The 21,847-nt window shown below is 55.3% G+C and carries 16 protein-coding genes and 1 pseudogene; 14 read left to right on the top strand and 3 right to left on the bottom strand.

Translation table 11 applies throughout. The features are described from left to right. The first annotated feature begins 23 nt into the window (after positions 1-23). The 12 genes and pseudogenes from LJ738_RS19565 to LJ738_RS19510 all read left to right on the top strand — a co-directional run bounded on the left by LJ738_RS19565 (position 24) and on the right by LJ738_RS19510 (position 16,283). Positions 24-1,205, top strand: a complete 1,182-nt coding sequence (locus LJ738_RS19565; RefSeq protein WP_227788037.1) for an efflux RND transporter periplasmic adaptor subunit — start codon at positions 24-26, stop codon at positions 1,203-1,205. Positions 1,206-1,509: 304 nt separating this feature from the next. Further along, positions 1,510-2,184, top strand: a complete 675-nt coding sequence (locus LJ738_RS19560) for a WbqC family protein (protein WP_227788036.1) — start codon at positions 1,510-1,512, stop codon at positions 2,182-2,184. Positions 2,185-2,363: 179 nt separating this feature from the next. After that, complete coding sequence (locus LJ738_RS19555) at positions 2,364-4,970, top strand: ATP-dependent Clp protease ATP-binding subunit (RefSeq protein ID WP_227788035.1); 2,607 nt, start codon at positions 2,364-2,366, stop codon at positions 4,968-4,970. A 164-nt stretch (positions 4,971-5,134) separates the two neighbouring features. Further along, complete coding sequence (locus LJ738_RS19550; RefSeq protein WP_227788034.1) at positions 5,135-6,166, top strand: glycosyltransferase family 2 protein; 1,032 nt, start codon at positions 5,135-5,137, stop codon at positions 6,164-6,166. 31 nt (positions 6,167-6,197) lie between these two features. Next, positions 6,198-7,802: a glycosyltransferase gene (locus tag LJ738_RS19545; protein WP_227788033.1), complete on the top strand. Its 1,605-nt coding sequence runs from the start codon at positions 6,198-6,200 to the stop codon at positions 7,800-7,802. A 59-nt stretch (positions 7,803-7,861) separates the two neighbouring features. Further along, the gene (locus tag LJ738_RS19540; protein WP_227788032.1) at positions 7,862-8,821 is read left to right on the top strand and encodes a polysaccharide deacetylase family protein; all 960 of its coding nucleotides are present in this window, start codon (positions 7,862-7,864) and stop codon (positions 8,819-8,821) included. Beyond that, positions 8,739-9,713 carry a glycosyltransferase family A protein gene (locus LJ738_RS19535; RefSeq protein ID WP_227788031.1) on the top strand — a complete coding sequence of 325 codons (975 nt, stop codon included), beginning with the start codon at positions 8,739-8,741 and terminating at the stop codon, positions 9,711-9,713. Before LJ738_RS19540 ends, LJ738_RS19535 begins: the two co-directional genes overlap by 83 nt. Positions 9,714-9,740: 27 nt before the next feature. After that, positions 9,741-10,046, top strand: a pseudogene (locus tag LJ738_RS19530) (ATP-dependent Clp protease ATP-binding subunit); the annotation flags it as partial. A 137-nt stretch (positions 10,047-10,183) separates the two neighbouring features. After that, positions 10,184-12,331 carry a S9 family peptidase gene (locus tag LJ738_RS19525; protein WP_227788030.1) on the top strand — a complete coding sequence of 716 codons (2,148 nt, stop codon included), beginning with the start codon at positions 10,184-10,186 and terminating at the stop codon, positions 12,329-12,331. Between the two features lie 273 nt (positions 12,332-12,604). Beyond that, on the top strand, positions 12,605-14,173 hold the full coding sequence (locus LJ738_RS19520) for an acyl-CoA carboxylase subunit beta (protein WP_227788045.1): 1,569 nt from the start codon (positions 12,605-12,607) through the stop codon (positions 14,171-14,173). A gap of 119 nt (positions 14,174-14,292) precedes the next feature. Continuing rightward, complete coding sequence (locus LJ738_RS19515; protein ID WP_227788029.1) at positions 14,293-15,363, top strand: M42 family metallopeptidase; 1,071 nt, start codon at positions 14,293-14,295, stop codon at positions 15,361-15,363. Positions 15,364-15,479: 116 nt separating this feature from the next. Next, entirely contained in the window at positions 15,480-16,283 is an 804-nt protein-coding gene (locus LJ738_RS19510) for an ABC transporter substrate-binding protein (protein WP_227788028.1), read from the top strand. Here the strand turns inward: LJ738_RS19510 and LJ738_RS19505 are convergent. Both LJ738_RS19505 and aroB read right to left on the bottom strand, forming a co-directional pair. Continuing rightward, a complete protein-coding gene (locus tag LJ738_RS19505) occupies positions 16,264-17,511 on the bottom strand; it encodes a 3-phosphoshikimate 1-carboxyvinyltransferase (protein ID WP_227788027.1) in 1,248 nt (415 codons plus the stop codon). The two genes, LJ738_RS19510 and LJ738_RS19505, sit on opposite strands and share 20 nt — an antisense overlap. 105 nt (positions 17,512-17,616) lie before the next feature. Further along, the gene (gene aroB / locus LJ738_RS19500) at positions 17,617-18,663 is read right to left on the bottom strand and encodes a 3-dehydroquinate synthase (protein WP_227788025.1); all 1,047 of its coding nucleotides are present in this window, start codon (positions 18,661-18,663) and stop codon (positions 17,617-17,619) included. Positions 18,664-18,774: 111 nt separating this feature from the next. Between aroB and LJ738_RS19495 the strand changes: the two genes are divergently transcribed. Continuing rightward, a complete protein-coding gene (locus tag LJ738_RS19495; protein ID WP_227788023.1) occupies positions 18,775-19,185 on the top strand; it encodes a lipocalin-like domain-containing protein in 411 nt (136 codons plus the stop codon). 7 nt (positions 19,186-19,192) lie between these two features. On the opposite strand, the gene LJ738_RS19490 is transcribed toward LJ738_RS19495, so the two are convergent. Then, a complete protein-coding gene (locus LJ738_RS19490; protein WP_227788022.1) occupies positions 19,193-20,320 on the bottom strand; it encodes a chorismate mutase in 1,128 nt (375 codons plus the stop codon). A 145-nt stretch (positions 20,321-20,465) separates the two neighbouring features. On the opposite strand from LJ738_RS19490, the gene LJ738_RS19485 reads away from it, so the two are divergent. Beyond that, the gene (locus tag LJ738_RS19485; RefSeq protein ID WP_227788021.1) at positions 20,466-21,665 is read left to right on the top strand and encodes a proline dehydrogenase family protein; all 1,200 of its coding nucleotides are present in this window, start codon (positions 20,466-20,468) and stop codon (positions 21,663-21,665) included. Positions 21,666-21,847: the final 182 nt, after the last annotated feature.

Below are 21,847 nucleotides of genomic sequence, written 5' to 3'. Positions count from 1 at the left end.
CTTCTCCTTTCCCACACTTCCCCATGAAATCCCTACAAATTCTATTGTGCTGCCTGTTTCTCACCGCCTGCGGCAGCAAGCCCGATACCGCTGCCGAAAAACCCGCGCCGCCTCCACGCGCGCCCAATGAAGTGTTTCTTACCACGGCCCAGATGCAGGCAGCCGGCATTGAGCTGGGCACTTTCACGCGCCGCGACCTCGGCACCGAGGTGCAGGCCACCGGCCAGATTGACGTGCCGCCCAGCCACCGCGTGTCCGTCACGGCCATCATGGGCGGCTACGTGGAGCGCCTGCCGGTGCTGCCCGGCCAGCACGTGGCGCGCGGCAGCGTGCTGGCCACCCTGCGCCACCCCGACTACCTCAAGCTGCAGCAGGACTACCTCCAAAGCCAGGCCCGCATCGTATTTCTCAAGCAGGAAACCGCCCGCCAACAAACCCTCACCGATGAGGACGTGGGCGCCCGCCGCAAGCTGCAGCAGGCCACTTCTGAGCTGCGCACCGAGCAGGCCGCCGCCGGCAGCCTCGCCGCCCAGCTCCGGCTCATTGGGCTGCGACCAGCCGCCATCAGCGCGGGCAACATCCGGCCCAGTGTGGCGCTCACGGCGCCCATCGGTGGCTACGTGAAGGCCGTGCTGGTGAACCCCGGCCAGTTTGTAAACCCCCAGGATGTGCTGATTGAGCTGGTCGACCGCTCCGATTTACACCTGGAGCTTAAAGTCTTCGAGCGCGACATTGCCAAGGTAAAAGAGGGCCAGGACATCCTGTTTCGCGTGCCGGCCCAAGGCCCCGACGCCCGCCCCCTGCCGGCCACCATTTTCCTGGTCGGTAAAGCCTTCGACGACGGTGGCCACACCGTCAGCATCCACGCCCATTTGCACGAAACTGGCCCCGATGCCGCTGCCACGGCGGCCCTGCTCCCTGGCCAGTACGTGAGCGCCCGCATCCTCACCGGCCGCACGCCCCAGCGCACCCTGCCCGAAGACGCTCTGGTGCCCGGCGGCGAAGTCAGCTATGCTTATTACCAGGTAAAAACCGATGCGAAGGGCAGCACCTTCCGCCGCTTCAGCCTACGCCCCGGCGCCACCGACCAAGGCCAAGTGGCCGTGCGCTCGCTTGATAAGCTGGCTGATACCACGCACCTTGTGGTAAAAGGCGCTTATTTCATTGATGCCGAGCGCAGCAAGGGCCAGGGCGGTGATGAGTAAAAGGGGAAATAAAGCAGGCACAGAATAAAATGCGGAACGGAATAAAACGTGAAGCAGGAAGAACGTCATGCTGAGCTTGTTGAAGCATCTCTACTACGAGAGTAATCCCAATCGCCTGTCTTTAATCGTCTGTCATGCTGACGCAGGAAGCATCTTATCACCGAGGAACGACCCAGGCGTGATAAGATGCTTCCTGCGTCAGCATGACAAAAGGCGCAGTAGAGATGCTTCGGCAAGCTCAGCAGGACGTGCTGTTATTTGTGCCAGCCGACACTTGAGCTACTCCCCGCCACCCCATCCACCTATGATTCTCCTCACCGAACTGCACTACCACCCGCCGGCTGCCCTCTTTGCTGAGCTGCTGCGTGCCGATGGTATTCTACTGGAAGCCCACGAGCACTACCGCAAGCAGACTTTCCGCAACCGCTGCCTCATTCGCACGGCGCAGGGGGTACAGCCGCTCACGGTGCCGGTTATCGATGGCAACCGGGCCGAAAAAGTGAGTTCTTCGGCTATTGAAATCGACTACCGGCAAAACTGGATTCACCGGCACTGGCGCACCTTGCAGACGGCCTACGGCAACAGTCCGTATTTTGAGTATTATGCCGACTACTTGCACGATATTTACGTACGTAAGCCTGCTCTGCTTTTTGACCTGAACCTGCAATTCCTGCGGTTATTGCTGCGTTGTTTTCGACTGACCCTGCCCCTCCACCTCACCGACGAATACCTTCCCGACTACTCCGCGCAACCTTCTCTCGAGAATTTTGGTCTTCCTAGTACGCAGCTGCTCATCGCCGACCGGCGCGACTGGCTGACACCCAAAACCAATACAAAAGCGGTAGAACCTGACAGTCCGGCAGTCCCTCCCCTGGTGCGGCCGTACCCGCAAGTATTTGGCCCAGGTTTTGAGCCTGGGCTAAGTGTACTGGACCTGCTGTTTTCGCAGGGCCCGGCCGCCGGCGCTTATTTACAATAATCTGTATTTATTACAGTAACCTGTAAATTTCCACCGACGTTAGATTAAGTGCTTACGTGCCGTTTTTGGCCCGAACCTTCGCCCGAGCCCGCTTGTTTTCAAGCTACATCGGCCCAACCCGTTTTGCGTGTATTACTCCCGACGCGGGGCTATTTGATTTTTTTACTACGTTTATTGGCATGGAAGCTAAATTCTCAAACCGCGTCAAAGAGGTTATTTCCCTCAGTCGGGAAGAGGCCATCCGTCTCGGCCACGACTATATCGGCACAGAGCACTTATTGCTCGGCATGATTCGCGAAGCGGAGGGCACGGCTCTTGGGCTCTTGCGTAAGCTGGGCGTGTCCATTGATGAGCTCAAGTTTTCGCTTGAGCAGGCCACGCGCAACACCGCGACCCAGGGCACCAGCATCACCGGCTCGATTCCGCTCACTAAGCAGACCGAGAAGGTGTTGAAAATAACCTATTTGGAGGCTAAAATCTTCAAGTCCGAAATCATCGGCACCGAACACTTGCTGTTGTCCATCCTGCGGGACGAGGACAACATTTCCTCTCAAATTCTCTCCAAGTTTAACGTGAACTACGAAACTGTGCGCGACTCGCTGGATTACCATGGTAACGCCTCGCCGAGTCCCAAAGCCGGCCCCGACACCGACGACGACGACAACGACAAGCTGTTTGGCTCGTCGGGCCCCGGCGGACGCGGCGGCTCCGGCAGCGCTTCGGCCAAGAAGCCGGGCGAAAAATCGCGCACCCCGGTGCTCGACAACTTCGGCCGCGACCTCACCAAGCTGGCCGAAGACGACAAGCTCGACCCCATTGTGGGCCGCGAAAAAGAAATTGAGCGCGTGGCTCAGATTTTGAGCCGCCGCAAAAAGAATAACCCCATCCTCATCGGTGAGCCCGGCGTGGGCAAAACGGCCATCGCCGAAGGCCTCGCCCTGCGCATCATCCAGAAGAAGGTGAGCCGCGTGCTGTTCAACAAGCGCGTGGTAACCCTGGACCTGGCGTCGCTGGTGGCCGGCACCAAGTACCGCGGCCAGTTTGAAGAGCGCATGAAGGCCGTGATGAACGAGCTGGAGAAGTCGCCCGACGTGATTCTGTTCATCGACGAGCTGCACACCATTGTGGGCGCTGGCGGTGCTTCGGGCTCGCTCGACGCTTCCAACATGTTCAAGCCGGCTTTGGCCCGCGGCGAGATTCAATGCATCGGCGCCACCACGCTGGACGAGTACCGCCAGTACATCGAGAAAGACGGCGCCTTGGCCCGTCGTTTTCAGATGGTGATGGTGGACCCCACCACGCCTGAGGAGACCATCGAAATCCTGCACAACATCAAGGACAAGTACCAGGACCACCACCACGTGGTGTACACCGACAAGGCCATTGAGCAGTGCGTGATGCTGAGCGACCGCTACATGAGCGACCGTTTCCTGCCGGACAAGGCCATCGACATTCTCGACGAGGCCGGTGCCCGCGTGCACATCAACAACATCGTGGTGCCCGAGGACATTCTCACGCTCGAAGAGCAGATTGAGAACATCAAGGGCGAGAAAAACCGCGTGGTGAAATCGCAGAAATACGAGGAAGCTGCCAAGCTCCGCGATACCGAGAAGAAGCTGCTTGACCAACTCGACGCCGCCAAGAAGGGCTGGGAAGAGGAAACCAAGAAGAAGCGCTACACGGTGAAAGAGGAGAACGTGGCCGAGGTTATCGCCATGATGACCGGCATCCCCGTTTCGCGAGTGGCCCAGAACGAAAGCCAGAAACTCCTCAACATGAACGAGGAGCTGCAAGGCAAGGTAATCGGCCAGGAAAAAGCCATTAAGCAGCTCGTAAAAGCTATTCAGCGCACGCGGGTGGGCTTGAAGGACCCTAAGAAGCCGATTGGCTCGTTCGTATTCCTCGGCCCAACGGGCGTGGGTAAGACGGAGCTGGCCAAGGTGCTGGCTACCTACCTCTTCGACAAGGAAGATGCGCTGGTGCGCGTGGACATGTCGGAGTACATGGAGAAGTTCAGCGTATCGCGCCTGGTGGGTGCGCCTCCCGGCTACGTGGGCTACGAAGAGGGCGGCCAGCTGACGGAGAAAATCCGCCGCAAGCCGTACTCGGTCATCCTGCTCGACGAGATTGAGAAGGCGCACCCGGACGTGTACAACCTGCTCCTGCAAGTGCTGGACGACGGTATCCTGACCGACGGCCTGGGCCGCAAGGTGGACTTCCGGAACACCATCATCATCATGACCTCGAACATCGGGGCGCGTGACCTGCAGGACTTCGGCGCCGGCATCGGCTTCGGTACCAAGGCCCGCCAGGAGAACATGGACGAGCTGACCAAGGGCACCATTACCAACGCCCTGAAGAAGACGTTCTCGCCCGAATTCCTCAACCGTTTGGATGACGTTATCGTCTTCAACTCGCTGGAGAAAAAGGACATCCACAAAATCATCGACATCAGCCTCAGCAAGCTGCTCTCGCGGGTGCAGGCCCTGGGCTACCGTGTTGAGCTGACCGAGAAGGCCAAGGATTTTGTGGCCGACAAAGGCTATGACCCCAAGTATGGCGCCCGCCCCTTGAACCGCGCCATCCAGAAGTACATCGAAGACCCGATTGCCGAGGAAATCCTCAAAGCCCAGGTGGTGCACGGCGACGTCATCACGGCCGACTATGTGGATGGTGCCGAGGAACTGGTGTTCAGTGTAACGAAGAGCGGCGAAGACCAGAACCTCGCCAGCGACGAGCGCCCGGCCGAAACGCCCGAAGCGCCCGACACGGACGCGAAGAAGTAGTAAAATCTAATAATCTCATCCGTTAAAGAAACTAAAGCTGACTCTCCAAGGTGAGAGTCAGCTTTTTTTATACTCTTTCACTGACGATAAGGCCATATATCACGTTCTTCAACAAAAAAATCTTATTATTGCCAAACTCTTAGCATAAGCAGCCAATAATCCACATGGGCAATAATCCTTTTGTTACAGTTATAATGCCTGTTTTTAATTCGGAATTATATATTGAGGAAGCAATTAACAGCATCATAAATCAATCTTATAAAAACTTTGAGTTTTTAATATTTGACGATGGGTCCACTGATAACAGCTTGGCCCTAATTAAGAAATATAAAGACAAACGGCTTACTGTTTTTCACCATTCTGTAAATACCGGTTATGTTCGCCATTTAAACGAAGGGCTTAAATTAGCTAAAGGTGATTTTATAGCCCGCATGGATGCCGATGATATTGCAAAACCTGATAGGTTACAAAAGCAACTCAGCTATTTAATTACAAACCCTGACGTAGGTGTTTGTGGAAGTCAAGTTGAGCTATTTGGTGACAGGTTGGATAAAATGATGGTCCCTAAAGACCATGAAAGCATTCGAATTGCCCTTATGAGTTATTGTCCTATATGGCATCCAACTGTAATGATTCGCAAAAGCTTGATGGCAGAAAACAACAGTAATTATAATACTGCTTTCTTATACGCGGAAGACTATGACCTGTGGACTCAATTAATAAACCGAACTAGGTTTCATAATCTCGACGAAATGCTATTAAAGTATCGTATTCATAACCAACAAGTAAGCTCAACAAAGAAGTCTATACAGCGTAAAGAATCTGGCTTAATTATTTACAATTATCTACAAGGCCTTGGATTTAACTTAGGTATATTAACACCGGATTTTGTTGGCTGCTTGAGTATTTATGCAGACGAATCTGATAGCGTAGATAAATACAGCAATTTTATTAAAATGGCACGTTTAATATGTTTCCAAAATCTAAAGCTTAAGGTTTTTAAACAATTAGATTTAAATCTATTTTTCTCCCAGTTATGGGAAATGGCGCTTAACCAAATACTAAAGTATTCTCCTGGGCTGATTATACCTGTTTTCTTAAGTCATAAACCATTCAAATCCACTTTATCATTAACTACCAAACTTAAGATTGGCGTTAAAAGTTTAATCTCCTGGAACACAAGAGTACACGTCTAATAATACATTCCAAAAGTTCTAAATTTTATTCATGCAAAAAAAAGGCCCTTTAGTTTCTGTTATTATCCCTTGTTTCAATCAAGGCGAGTATTTGCTTGATTCAATATTAAGCGCAAGGGGGCAAACGTGGGAAAATGTCGAAGTCATAGTAGTTGATGATGGTTCTACTGACAACACACATGAGATATGCGTTTTATTTAACGAAATTATTTATGTGCACCAGTATAACCAAGGCCTTTCTAGTGCCCGAAACAAGGGGTTTCAAGAGAGCAAAGGTGACTTTTTAGTTTTTTTAGATGCAGATGACTGGCTCTTCCCTGATGCGATAAGTATTAACCTGACCTATTTACAAGAAAATCCTAAAGCTGCTTTCGTATCGGGTGCGCACGATAGAGTAGATAGAAACGGGAATTGGCTCCTCACTATTTCAGATGCCGTAGAAACAGACCATTACCTCAATTTACTTCGGGGCAACTACATTCATATGCACGCGACAATTTTGTTTCGACGTTGGGCACTTCCACTTTACCCTTATGACGTAGACTTGTTAGTTTGTGAAGACTACGATTTGTGCCTACGGATAGCTCGCAATTATGATGTGATTCATCATTCCAAAAAAATTGCGGTTTATCGAACATATGATAGTAGTATGTCAGGCAATATCCCTTTAATGCATAAGACCATTGGACAAGTCTTAAGAAACCAGCTTAAATTCTTACGCAATCAAGAAGAGCATAATGCTTTACAAACAGGAATTAGAGAGACGCAGAAACGCTATATCATTCAGCTCACAAGTCGGCTGATGGAATCAAGGAAATCGTTTTACACAAATTTTAGTAAAACCTCAATCCAACTTTTATTCAAAAATTTTACTCTTTTCATTTCAACTGCATTCTCAGTCATGCTTTATCATGTCAAACGTTTAGTAAAGAAATATACACCTGAGGCCTTTTTTCCTTATTTATATAAAATTTCAGCAAGCAGGAAGGTGGTTAATATGGGCAGCCTTAATCGTGTCCAGCCGTTTAGCACTGTTTTTGGTTACGACCGTGGAGGCCCTATTGACCGCTACTACATCGAATCATTTTTGAAAAAAAATGCCACCCTTATTTCTGGACACGTTTTGGAAGTTGGCGATAATATATATACTATAAAATTCGGCGGTGAATCAGTTATTAAGAGCGATATTTTGCATGTTGATGACACTAATACGGGAGCAACTTATACAGGAGATTTAAGTAATGCACCCCACATTCCCAGTGATTTATTTGATTGCATTATATTGACTCAGACCCTTCATTTAATATATGATTTTAAAGGTGCATTAGAAACGTGCTTTAGAATATTAAAGCCGGGTGGAGCCCTGTTGTTAACTGTACCTGGAATAAGTCAAATTGATTATGGCGAATGGGAAGACACTTGGCTTTGGTCATTTACAAAGGGTGCAATAAAACGATTGCTAAATGAAAGCTTTCCGTTGGCTCAATTAGAAATAGAAACCCATGGAAATGTTTTAACATCAGCAGCATTTCTCTTTGGAATGGGTGTTCCAGAGATAAGCTATGAACATTTAAACTTTAACGACCCCCATTATCAACTTATTATCACGGCAAAAGCCTTTAAGCCAAAATCATAATGGTTTCACTTCTAAAAACGCGGATTAACAATCAATTAAACCCTAATGCTGTTGTCCTAATGTACCACAGTATTAAGAATACAGATTATGACCCTTGGCAGTTAGCAGTCAGTCCGCTTCATTTCGAGCAACACCTCCAAGTTTTAAAGCAATCTGGGCGCGTTGTCCCATATAATACTTTGATAGAACAGCTAAAAAGCAAGAATGTAAAACGAGGCAGCATCGTGCTAACGTTCGATGACGGATATAGAGATAATTATACATTAGCAAAACCTCTTTTAGAACACTATGGGATACCAGCAACCTTTTTTATTCCTACTGATAAATTAGGGTCGGAGCAAGAATTTTGGTGGGATGAATTAGAGCGAATTATAATTCATACCATTAAATTACCTAGACTATTGTCAATTCGTCTCGCAGGGGAGCTTTTAGAATATGACTTGCAAGAAGAAGAAGAATTAACCCCTACTATTCGTCATCAGCATCAAAGTTGGGCTGCCTCTTCAACCGCTCCTACTCGGCGAACGGCTTTATTTATGCTTCTTTGGAAAGCTTTGAAATATGCACCCCATGAAGAAATCAAATCAACTATTAATTCGCTGAATTTATGGTCGTTATCCCCTGCCGAAAAAGCTCGGCAAGAATATACAACAATAACAGTTCCTGGAATGCTGCAATTAGCTTCAAATGGGCTGTTCCAAATTGGAGGGCATACCGCCACGCATCCATCGTTACCCTCATTACCCATAGAGGAACAAATTATGGAAGTTATACAAGGCAAACAAACCCTCGAAAGAGAATTGAAAACAGTAATAGAGCATTTTGCATACCCTTATGGAGACTTTTCTCCAGATACGAAATACATAGTTTCTAATAGTGGTTTTCAATCAGGAGTAAGCACTCGCCATCAAACTGTTAATAATAACTCAGATTTGTTTGAACTGGGAAGGTTCCAAGTCAAGGATTGGCAGGGGGCCATTTTTAAAAAAACAATTAAAAATTGGTTTAGATACTATTAAAAACGCGCAAATGCCTCCTCTTATCTCAATTATTACATGCTTCTTAAACCAAGAAAAGTTTTTAGAAGAAAGTATAAGAAGCGTTCTACGACAAAACTACGCTAATTGGCAGTTAATTTTAATTAATGATGGGTCAACAGACAGCAGCACGGCTATGGCTCGCGAGTATGCAGAACAGTATCCGGAGAAAATACATTATCATGAACATGATGGTCGCAAAAACAAAGGCGCTAGTGCGAGTCGAAACATTGGCATAAGTCTAGCTAAAGGCGATTTCATTGCCTTCCTTGACGGCGATGATATCTGGTTGCCGGAATATTTGCAAAACCAAGCCCTCCTGTTTCAAAAAAACCCGGACGCTGAAATGGTCTGCGAAGCTACCCTTTATTGGTATAGCTGGAAAGACCAAAACACTACGGATATAATTACCCCAGTTGGAGGGCCACAAAATATCCTTATCCCCCCTTATGAATTAATACTTAACTTATACCCTCTCGGGCATGGTGCAGCCCCTTGTATTTGCGCGATGGTAGTAAGAAAGAAGACTTTAATGCAATATGGCCTGTTTGATGAATCTTTTAGGGGCATGTACGATGACCAGACATTACTCATTAAAATTTATCTGAACGCGTCAGTGTATTTGTCCTCATCTTGTTTTAATGTATACAGACAACGTCCTGATTCGCTGGTGCATACATCACATAACATTGGAGATTACGTGAGCATTCGGGTTCGATTCCTTAAATGGCTCTACGAGTACATACAGCAACAACCAATTTTATACCCATTGGTAATGAAGCGGGTGAAAACGATTTTATTTTCCTATCAATACCCGCGAGTGCATAAAGTTTTGAATCGAGTAAAGCGCCTTGTTTCAAAATTTCCCGTTTAACATCAACTTAAATTTAGCCAAGGGGTGCAGGCCCTGGGCTACCGTGTTGAGCTGACCGAAAAGGCCAAGGATTTTGTGGCGGACAAAGGCTACGACCCGAAATACGGTGCCCGGCCCTTGAACCGCGCCATTCAGAAGTACATCGAAGACCCGATTGCCGAGGAAATCCTCAAAGCCCAGGTGGTGCACGGCGACGTCATCACGGCCGACTATGTGGATGGTGCCGAGGAACTGGTGTTCAGTGTAACGAAGAGTGGCGAAGACCAGAACCTGGCCAGCGACGAGCGCCCGGCCGAAACGCCGGAAGCGCCCGACACGGACGCGAAGAAGTAAGGTCCTGCAGGCGCTAGCCTGCACCCAAATTGAGAAGCCGGCTCCCGAAATGGAGCCGGCTTTTTTGTTGCCTTTATGCTACATTGGATGCTGGTATTGACCAGCTTTGCCTCGTTTGAAACAATTCTAATCTTATCATGAATTTTCTTCAGAAAGCGGCCCTTGCGGGGGCTGGTGCGGCGCTCACCAGCGGGGCGGCGCTGGCGCAATCGGCTCCGGTGGCACCCATCAAGCCGAAGGTGTTCACCAACTTTGGCATCACGCGCACCGACAACTATTATTGGCTCAACCAGCCCAGCAGCCCGGAGGTGCTCAAGTACCTCAATGCCGAAAACGCTTACTACGATAAGCAAATGGCCGGGGCCCAGGCCACGCAGCAGAAGCTGGTGGCCGAAATAAAAGGGCGCATCAAGCAGGAAGATGCCTCCGTGCCGTACCGCGACAACGGCTACTATTACTATTCCCGTTTCGATGTGGGCGGCGAATACCCCGTGTATTGCCGCAAGAAGGGCAGCGAAATTGAAACCGAAGAGGTGCTGCTGGACGCCAACGAGCTGGGCGCCGGCCGGCCGTATTTCCAAATCGGCGACTGGGCCGTGAGCGACAACAACCAGTTGCTGGCCTACACGGCCGACACGGTGAGCCGCCGCCTCTACACGCTTCGGTTTAAGAACCTGGCCACCGGGCAGCTCTACCCCGAGCGCATTGCCAACACAGGCGGCGAAGTGGTGTGGGCGGCCGACAACAAGACCGTGTTCTACACCAAGAAAGACGTGACCACCCTGCTGCCCTACCAGGTGTACCGGCACACGCTGGGCACCAACCCCAAGGGCGACGCCCTGATTTACGAGGAGCACGACAACACTTTCCGGGTGGGCGTGAGCCGCACCAAGTCGAAGAAATTCATTGGAATTGAGCTATCCAGCTCACTTTCTTCCGAGTACCGCTACTTGGACGCCGCCACGCCCACGGGCCAGTTTAAGACTTTCCTGGGCCGCGAGAAAAACCACCTCTACAACGTGGAGCACTTGGGCGACAGGTTCTACGTGCGCACCAACTGGCAGGCCCCCAACTACCGCCTGATGGTAACGCCCGTGGCCAACACCGCCAAAACCGCTTGGCAGGACGCCCTCACCCGCCACCCCGAAATCTTCCTCGACAACTTCGAGTTGTTTCGGGACTTCCTTGTGCTCAATGAGCGCAAGGGCGGCCTGCGCCAGCTGCGCGTCATCAGCCTGAAGGACAAGCAGGAACATTACCTCCAATTTGAGGAGCCGGCCTACACGGCCACCATCGGCATCAATGCCGAGCAGGACACGCCCCTGCTGCGCTACAACTACACGTCGCTGACTACGCCGGCCTCCACCTTTGAGTACGACATGAGCACGCGCACCAGCACGCTGCTGAAGGAGCAGACGGTGCTGGGCGGCTTCAACAAGCGCGACTACGTGACGGAGCGGGTGTTTGTAAAGTCGCGCGATAATGCCTTTATCCCGATGTCCATCGTGTATAAGAAGGGCACCAAGCTCGACGGCAGCGCCCCGCTGCTCCAGTACGCCTACGGCTCCTACGGCTTCTCGCAGGACCCTACTTTCAGCTCTGCCCGCCTGAGTTTGCTCAACCGAGGCTTTGTGTATGCGCTCTGCAACATTCGCGGGGGCCAGGAGATGGGCCGGCAGTGGTTTGAGGACGGCCGCATGCTGCACAAGAAAAACAGCTTCAACGACTTCATCGATTGCTCCCTTTACCTTACCAAGCCGCATGAGGCGGAAGTGGCCGGTGCGAAAACCAAGCAGCAGTACACCGCGCCCGACAAGCTTTTTGCCATGGGTGGCAGCGCCGGGGGCCTACTCATGGGCGCCGTGATGAACATGCGGCCCGACCTCTACAAGGGCGTGATTGTGGCCGTGCCATTCGTGGACGTGGTCACGACCATGTCGGACCCCAGCATTCCGCTAACCACCAGCGAGTACGACCAATGGGGCAACCCCGCCGACGAGGAGTACTTCCGGTACATGCTCTCGTACTCGCCCTACGACAACGTGAAGGCCCAGGCCTACCCCAACACCCTCGTTACCACCGGCCTGCACGATTCGCAGGTGCAATACTTTGAGCCGGCCAAATGGGTGGCCAAGCTGCGCGCCATGAAGACGGACAAGAACCAGCTCCTGCTGCACACCGACATGAGCGCCGGCCACGGCGGCGCCTCCGGCCGCTTCAAGTCCATCGACGACACTGCGCGGCAGTATGCGTTTATGCTGCAGCTGTTGGGCAAGAATCTGTAGGAACTCAATCGCCTGTCAATAATCGCCTGTCATGCAGAGCGCAGCGAAGCATCTTATCGCCGTGGAACGACTCGTTCGAACCTGATAAGATGCTGCGCTGCGCTCTGCATGACAGGAGGCGCTAGCGAACTGCATTGCTGCCCTCAGCTTGACGTTCTACTTTTTGGTAGCGCCCCGTAAGGCCTTACGGAAACACGTCCATAATCTACCCGTAACCTACCTTTGAGTTCCCACTCCCGCGCGCCAGTTCCGGCGCTGCGCTCACTACTCTCCATGCCCGACCCGCACGCTCACGCCCACCTTACCAAAACCGACCTGCTGGCCCGTAAAAACGAAGAAGCCCTGCTCGGCGGTGGCCAGGCCCGCATCGATTCCCAACACAAAAAAGGCAAGCTCACCGCCCGCGAACGGGTTGATTTGCTGATGGACGAAGGCTCGTTCGAAGAAATTGGCAAGTTTGTGATGCACCGGGCCAAGGACTTTGGCCTCGACAAAGAACACTACCTCGGCGACGGCGTGGTAACCGGCTACGGCACCGTGAACGGCCGCCTGGTGTACGTCTTCTCCCAGGATTTCACGGTTTTCGGGGGCTCGCTGAGCGAAACCCACGCCGAGAAAATCGTCAAAATCATGGACCTGGCCATGAAGAACGGCGCCCCGGTTATTGGGCTAAACGACTCCGGCGGCGCCCGTATTCAGGAAGGCGTGGTGAGCCTGGGTGGCTACGCCGACATCTTTTATAAGAATACCCTGGCCTCGGGGGTGGTGCCGCAGCTCTCGGCCATTATGGGGCCGTGCGCGGGCGGTGCCGTGTATTCGCCGGCCATCACCGACTTCATTCTGATGGTGGAGCACACGAGCTACATGTTCGTGACCGGCCCGAACGTGGTGAAGACCGTGACCCACGAAGAAGTGACCAGCGAAGAGCTGGGCGGCGCCAGCACCCACTCGGCCAAAAGCGGCGTCACGCACTTCAGCTGCGCCAACGAGGTGGCCTGCATCACGCACCTCAAGCAGCTGCTGAGCTACATGCCGCAGAACTGCGAGGAAACGGCTCCCAACCAGCCCTACGACGCCAGCGGCGACGAAAGCCGCCCAGTGCTCGACAAGCTGATACCCGACAACGCCAACCAGCCCTACGACATGCGGGAGGTGATTGAAGGCATCATCGACGCCGATTCCTTCCTGGAAGTCCACCAGAATTTCGCGGAGAACATCGTGGTGGGCTTTGCGCGCCTCGCGGGCCGTAGCATCGGCATCGTGGGCAACCAGCCGGCTGTGCTGGCTGGCGTGCTCGACATCAACGCCAGCACCAAGGCTGCGCGCTTTGTGCGCTTCTGCGACTCGTTCAACATTCCGCTGCTGGTGCTGGAAGACGTGCCCGGCTTCCTGCCCGGCACCGACCAGGAGTGGCGCGGCATCATCACCAACGGCGCCAAGCTGCTTTACGCGTTCTGCGAAGCCACCGTGCCGCGCATCACCGTCATCACCCGCAAGGCCTACGGCGGGGCATATGATGTGATGAACTCCAAGCACATCGGCGCCGACATGAACTACGCCTGGCCCACCGCCGAAATCGCCGTGATGGGCGCCAAGGGTGCGGCTGAAATCATCTTCAAGCGCGAAATTGCCACGGCCGACGACCCCGCCGCCAAGCTGCAGGAGAAGGTAGACGAGTACCAGGAGAAATTTGCCACGCCCTACCGCGCCGCCCACCGCGGTTTCGTAGATGAAGTCATCCTGCCTTCACAAACGCGTCAGAAATTGATACGCGCTTTCAAAATGCTGGAGAACAAAGTGGATGTATTGCCACGCAAAAAACACGGCAACATTCCGCTGTAACCCCATTTGTCATGCTGACGAAGGAAGCATCTTATCACGGCTGCCTTTGTTCTCTCTTCTACCTAGCGGCGCTGACGTGATAAGATTCTGCGCTGCGCTCTGAATGACAATTACCTACCATGCGTCCCGAATCCTTCGAGTTCCTCCAAACCTACCTCAACAACCCCTCCCCGACCGGCTTCGAAAAAGAAGGCCAAAAGCTGTGGCTGGACTACATCAAGCCGTATATCGACGAGTACTTTGTGGATACTTACGGCACGGTGGTCGGCGTCATCAACCCCGAGGCGAAGTACAAGGTGGTCATCGAAGCGCACGCCGATGAAATTTCCTACTTCGTGAATTACATCACCAAGGAAGGCTATTTGTACCTGCGCCGCAACGGCGGCTCCGACCCGCTGGTGGCCCCCAGCAAGCGGGTGAACATCTTCGGTGAGAAAGGTATTGTGAAAGCCGTGTTTGGCTGGCCCGCCATCCATGTGCGCAAGGTGGAGCAGGACAAGGCGCCCACCATCGAAACCGTGTTTCTGGACTGCGGTGCTTCCTCCAAGGAAGAAGTAGAGGAAATGGGCGTGCACGTGGGCTCCGTGGTCACGTTTGAGGACGAGTTTACGGTACTCAACGACAAGTACTACGTGGGCCGCGCGCTCGATAACCGCGTGGGCGGCTTCATGATAGCCGAGGTGGCGCGCATGCTGAAGGAGAACAAGAAAAAACTGCCCTTCGGCCTCTACATCGTGAATGCGGTGCAGGAGGAAATTGGGCTGCGCGGCGCCGAAATGGTGGCCCACCGCATCAACCCCGACGTGGCCATCATCACCGACGTGACCCACGACAGCCAGTCGCCGATGTACGAAAAGAAGACCTCCGGCGACATTTCCTGCGGCAAAGGCCCGGTGATTACCTACGGCCCGGCCGTGCAAAATCACCTGCGCGACCTCATCATCGACACGGCCAAGCTAACCGACATTCCGTTCCAGCGGGCCGCCGCCACCCGCGCCACCGGCACCGATACCGACGCCTTTGCTTATTCCGGGTCCGGCGTGGCCGCCGCCCTGATTTCGCTGCCGCTGAAGTACATGCACACCACCGTCGAAACCGTGCACAAAGACGACGTGGACAGCGTAACCCGCCTGATTTACGAAACGCTCCTGCGCATCGAAGACGGGCACGACTTCCGCTACTTCAGCTAAGTCTTTAATTGAGTTAAACGTCTGTCATCCTGAGCTGAGCAAAGGACCTTATTTCGCCAGAACTGTTGGTTCAATGGTAATAAGGTACTTCGCTCGGCTCAGGATGACTTTTTTCTATGGAACTACCCGACTTTCCTTTCCCACCCCTCACCGTAACCGACCAAATGGGCCGGCGGGTGGCGGTGCCGTTTCCGCCGCAGCGCATAGTCTCGCTGGTGCCGTCGCAAACGGAATTGCTGTTTGACCTGGGACTGGGCGACAAGGTGGTAGGCGTAACCAAATTCTGCATTCACCCCACGGAAGCCCGCACCAAAGCCGCGCTCATTGGGGGCACCAAGAACTTTGATTTCGACAAAATAGCCGCCCTAAAGCCCGACTTGATAATTGGCAATAAGGAGGAAAACTACCAGACCGGAATTGAGCTACTTGCCGCCAAGTACCCGGTATGGCTGAGCGACATCAGCACCTTGCCGGAAGCGTTGGACATGATTCGGCGCGTGGGCTTTATCGCGGGGGCCAAAGAGCGTGCCCAGACGCTGGCAGCCGAAATCGAAGCTTCGTTTGCCGCGCTGCCCACCGGTGGCCCGGCTGTACCGGCCGCGTACTTCATTTGGAAGAAGCCGTATATGGTGGCCGCCGCGGGCACGTTTATCGACGACCTGCTGCGCCGGGCCGGCTTTGCCAACGTCTTCGCCGACTTGGGCCGCTACCCGGAGATTACCGCCGAGCAGCTGGCCGCTGCCGCTCCCCAGCGCATTCTGCTATCCTCCGAGCCCTACCCTTTCGGCGGAAAGCACATTGCCGAATTCCAGGAAATATGCCCGGCGGCCAGGATTGAGATTGTCGACGGAGAGCTGTTTAGCTGGTACGGCAGCCGGCTGCGCAAGTCGGCGGCGTATTTCAGCCAGCTTCTTCGATAACGAAGCCGCTTTTGGCCAGCTCTTTCCAGAATTGGGGGTAAGATTTCTTCACCACCGTTGGGGCTTCAATATTGAGCTGGCCCAGCATGGCGAGGGGCGCAAACGCCATGGCCATGCGGTGGTCGTGGTAGGTGGCCACCGACTGATTATTGACGGCAAAGCCACTGGATTCGGCCCGGAAGCGGCCGTCCGCCACTTCGCGCAGGCTCCCGCCGAACTTGGCCAGCTCCATTTGCAGGGCCGCAATCCGGTCAGTTTCCTTGATGCGCAGGCTTTCCAGTCCCGTCATATCAACCGGGATGCCGCGCGCCGCGGCTACCACCGCCACGGTTTGGGCCAGGTCCGGGCAGTCCGTGAAGTCGAACGCCAGCACCTCGGAGCTCGCCGGTACGGGCAGTTGCTTGAGGTGAATGCCATCGGGCAGAAATGTGGTGTCGATGCCAAAAGGCTTCATCATGCCCACAATGGCCTGGTCGCCCTGCAGCGACTGCTGGCGCAGGCCGGGCAGCGTGATTTCTGAGCCGGCCGGGGCCAACGCTACTAGCGAGTACCAGTAGCTGGCCGCCGACCAGTCCGACTCCACGGTGTAGTTGGTGGGCTGGTACTCGCCGGGGCTTACCAGCAGCGTGTCGCCGTCGGCGGTGTAGTGAGCGCCGAATAATTGCATCAACGCCACCGTCATGTTGATGTAGGGGCGGGAACCCACGTGGCCGGTGAGGCGCAGGCGCAGGCCACCGGGCAGCCGCGGGCCCACCATCAGCAAGGCCGAAATGTACTGGCTGCTGATGTCGCCGCGCACGGCCAATTCGGTGGGTTGAGCTGGACTGTGAGCCGCGGGCGCAAACCCTTGCAGCTCAAGTGGCGGAAAGCCTTCGTTGTTGAGGTAGTTGATACGGGCACCGGCTTGCCGAAGCGCATCCACGAGCACGCCGATGGGCCGCTCCTGCATGCGGGCGGTGCCCGTGAGGCGGCCCTGCCAGTTCGTGACGGACAGGTAGGCGGTGAGAAAACGCATGACGGTGCCGGCATCCTCGGCATCGAGCAGGTTGGTGCTGGGCGCAGCGGCTAGCAAGCGCCGCATCAGCTGGGTGTCGTGCGCGTCCGACAGGTTATCGAGGGTGCCGCCGCCGGCTAAGGCCTGCAGGATGAGGGCGCGGTTGGCTTCGCTCTTGGAAGCCGGAAGTTGGGCAGTACCGCGCAGCGGGCCGCCGGGCCAGGAAAGGTGCATGTTTGGTTGTCAGTTGTTAGTTGTCCGTTGTTAGTCAGTTGGTCGATTGGAAAGCAGATGCGAGCCAGCGCATCTAACCACAGATAACTAACAACGGACAACCGGCTACGCTTGCAGCCGGTGGTAATAGCGCAACGATTCGGCGATTTCGGCCACCGTCACGGGCTGGTCAAACACGCCGTTGCCGATGCCGTTGAGCAAGGTGCAGTTGATAATGGCGCCCGCATTCTTCTTGTCCTGCAGCGCCAGGTCGGCAATGGCATCGGTTTCCAGCCCCACGAACGCCACCTTATCGAAGACCGAAAACACGAAGGTTTCGATTTTGTCCATTTCCTCGGCGCTCAGCAGGCCGCGCTGCACCGACAGCCAGCTTTCGCACACCAGGCCCGCGGCCACGGCCTCGCCGTGCAGAATCTCGCGGCCGGGCTGGGTGAGCAGGTAGCTTTCGAGGGCGTGGCCCACGGTATGGCCGAAGTTGAGCAGCTTGCGCGGGCCGCTCTCCAGTGGGTCTTGCGCCACGATGCGCTGCTTGAGCGCCACCGACTCGCGGATAATCGGCGTCCAGTCGTCGGTGAGCCAGCCCAGGCGGCGGTGCACGTTGAAGGCGGCCGCATCGGCAATGAGCCAGTGCTTGAGCACCTCGGCGTAGCCCGACTTGAGCTGGCGTGGGTCCAGGGTTTGCAAAAATCCTGGCTCAATGAATACGGCGGCCGGGGCCTGAAACACGCCCAGCTGGTTTTTATAGCCCTGGAAGTCGATGCCGGTTTTGCCGCCCACGCTGGCGTCTACCTGCGCGAGGAGCGTGGTGGGCACTTGCACAAACCGGATGCCGCGCTTGTAGAGCGCCGCCGCAAAGCCGCCCAAGTCCGTGACCACGCCGCCGCCCAGGTTCACGAGCACGGCGTGCCGGTCGGCGCGCTGCTCGGTGAGCTGGCACCACACGGTATCGCAGGTGGCCAGGGTCTTGTACTCCTCCCCCGCCGGGATTTCGATGAGGTGGTAATTGGTCGGCAAGTGCTTTTCCAGCAGTGGCAGGCACAAGCGCGACGTATTGCTGTCGACCAGCACAAACACCCGGCTCACGGCCGGCCGGTACAGAAATTCGGCCAGCGCGGGCAGGGCTTCGGGCCCAATAATAACGGAACTATCCATGGGGCAAAAGTCAGGATAAAAATGGCAGGTTTGCTACACTGCCGTGCAACCTATGCGAACCGGCACGGGTCAGGCGAGTAGCAGCAGCGCTTTCACCCACCCCTTCTCCATATGTTTTTGCAGACTCGCCTGGCTTCCTTTGGTGTACTGTTCGCAGCGGCCGGCCTGTTGGCGGGCTGCAAAAAAGATGCGGCTACCTTCCCCAGCTTGGCCGGTACCTGGCAGCTCACGGCCCATCAATGCTACTGCCCGCAGGCGCCGCTGGCCAACGAGCTGGTGAAGTTCACAGACAGCGGCTTTTCCTTTTACAAGGATGGTCAGCCCACCACTTATGGCAGCTATTCCTACACCACCGGCCAGGCGTGCGGCAGCTCAACCACGGTGCCCATGGCGCGTTTTGCCTATGCGAATGCCAACGCCGGCCCGCGGGACATCGTCTTCACCCTCAGCGGCGATAAGCTGGTGCTGGACTACGGCGGCTGCCTGGACGCGCCCGTCGATACCTACGAGCGGCTGCGGTAGCCAGGTGCTATAGCCCCGGCCCCAAATGACTGATGCCGTCTACTTGCGGCCTCCCATTGAGCACCTCGGTTTGCTTGCGGATGCTTTCGATGTGAATCAGCTTGTAGAGCTCGGCCACAAATTTATCGTTCACATTTAGCTTGCTGGCCCACTCGGTGCGGGTGTTGAAGATTTCCTGCCAGCGGTCGAATTGCAGGATTTTGACGTTGTTTTCCTTTTTGTATTCGGCCAGCTCTTCTACCAGGGCCATGCGGCGGGCCAGGGCTTCTACAATCTCGCGGTCGGCCACGTCCATTTTCTGGCGCAGCTCCTCGGCCTTGTTGAGGTAGTCGGCGTTGTTGGAAGAACGGTAGCGGTACTGCAGCTCGCTAAGGATTTCGCCCAGGCGCGCGGGCGTCACCTGCTGCTCGGCGTCGCTCAGGGCGTGGTCGGGGTCGGGGTGGGTTTCGATAATGAGGCCGTCGTAGTCCAGGTCGAGGGCCTTCTGCGCGATGGGCAGCAGCAAGTCGCGGCGCCCGCCGATGTGGCTGGGGTCGCAGATGAGCGGAATGTGCGGGAAGCGCGTTTTCAGCTCAATCGGCAAAATCCAGGTAGGCGCGTTACGGTAACGGCTGGGCGCAAACGTGCTGAAGCCGCGGTGAATGGCCGCCAAATCGGTGATGCCGGCCCGCTCCAGGCGCTCGAGGGCGCCGGCCCAGAGGGCCACGTCGGGGTTCACCGGGTTTTTCACCATCACGGGCACGCCGGTGCCGGCCAGCGCATCGGCCAGTTCCTGCACCGCAAAGGGGTTTACGGTGGTGCGGGCCCCAATCCAGAGCACGTCGATGCCGTGGCGCAGGGCCTCTTCTACGTGGCGCGGCGTGGCCACCTCTATCGCCGTCGGAATGCCGGTTTCGGCCTTCACGCGCTGCAGCCAGGGCAGCGCCACCACGCCCATGCCCTCAAACGAGCCCGGGCGGGTGCGGGGCTTCCAGATGCCCGCCCGAAACAGGTCAATGTTGCCCAATGCCTGCAGGCCGCGGGCCGTGGCCATCACCTGTTCCTCGGTTTCGGCCGAGCACGGGCCGGCAATGAGGATGGGCTGGCCTTTTTGGGCCAGCATCTTGGTAAAGAACGTTTCAGCAACAGAAGGCATTTCAGTATTGGGCAGGTGAAGTCGCGTTTCGGGCCGGTGCCGAAAAGCTGGGCAAACGTAACTCGTTTCCACGAAACGTTGTTTACCGGTTACCTTCGCCCGCCTTCTGCTTATCGCCTCAATTCCCACCCCCAAGCTGCTCCGTATGTCCCCCGTTTCCCCTACCCAGGCCCCGCCCATTTCCTTCGATGATACCCGCGTGGCCTTCGCTTCCAAGTCCGACGGGCAGCTGCGGAAAGTTTATGCGCTGTTCGCGGCCATGAACAACGGCACCCTGGTGAAAACGGGCAGTGGGCTGATGAAAACCGCCCTGAAGTGGGGCCTACCCGGCACCAAGTTCCTCATCAAGCATTCCATCTTCGAGCAGTTCTGCGGCGGCGAAACCATTGCCGAGTGCCGCCCCGTGACCGAAGAATTGGGCAAGTACAACATCGGCACCATCCTCGACTATTCGGTGGAAGGCGAAGGCAGCGACCGCAGCTACGACCACACCCGCGACGAAATCCTGGCCACCATCGACGAGGCCCACCGCTCCACGCACATCCCGTTTTCGGTGTTTAAAGTAACGGGCGTGGCCAACGTGGCCATTCTCGAGAAAATTCAGGCGGGCCAGCTGCTTACCGCCGACGAAGAAACCGCGCACTCCCGCGCCGTGGCCCGGGTGGAGGCCCTGTGCGCCCGCGCCCACCAGCACGGCGTGCGCCTGTTTATCGATGCCGAGGAAAGCTGGTTTCAGCACACCATCGACCAACTGGCCTACGACATGATGGCCAAGTACAACCGCGAAACGGCCATCGTCTGGAATACCTACCAGCTTTACCTGCACGACCGGCTCGACGCCTTGAAGGCCGCGCACGCGGCCGCGGTGGAAGCCGGGTACTACATGGGCGCCAAGCTGGTGCGCGGGGCTTACATGGAAAAGGAAGCCCGTGTAGCCAAGCAGCGCGGCTATCCCAACCCCATTAACCCCACCAAGCAGGCCACCGACGAGCTCTACGACGCGGCGCTGCGCTTTTGCGTGGAGCATATTGACCGCATCAGCATTTGCGCCGGCACCCACAATGAAGCTAGCTCCCTGCTGCTCACCCAGCTCATGCAGCAGGCCGGCCTCGCGCCCAGCGACACTCGCGTGTGGTTTGCCCAGCTCTACGGCATGAGCGACAACCTCACCTACAACCTGGCCCACGCCGGCTACAATACCGCCAAGTACCTCCCCTATGGCCCGGTAGCCGCCGTGATGCCGTACCTGCTACGCCGGGCCGACGAGAATACGGCCATCTCCGGGCAAAGCAGCCGCGAGTTTCTGCTCATTCAAAAAGAACTGCGCCGCCGCCAGGGGCGCTAGCCAGCTATTGGCCAGAGCCCTCGTTTTGGCTGTGAGCAAGCTCTAGAGTGAATTCAGGAACGATTTTAGTAGGGCAAAAGCAATAGGGGCATGCGTTACTGCATACTGTGGTGCTCCACCGCAGCGCCTTCCCGTTTAATTTCGTTAATTTTCAGCCCCTAAAACGGTTTCCGCTTACTTGA

The sequence above is a fragment of the Hymenobacter plasmatis genome, assembly GCF_020711255.1.
GTDB lineage: Bacteria > Bacteroidota > Bacteroidia > Cytophagales > Hymenobacteraceae > Hymenobacter.
The sequence above is the reverse complement of the archived record's forward strand: the minus strand, read 5'-3'. Positions and strand labels throughout refer to the sequence as shown.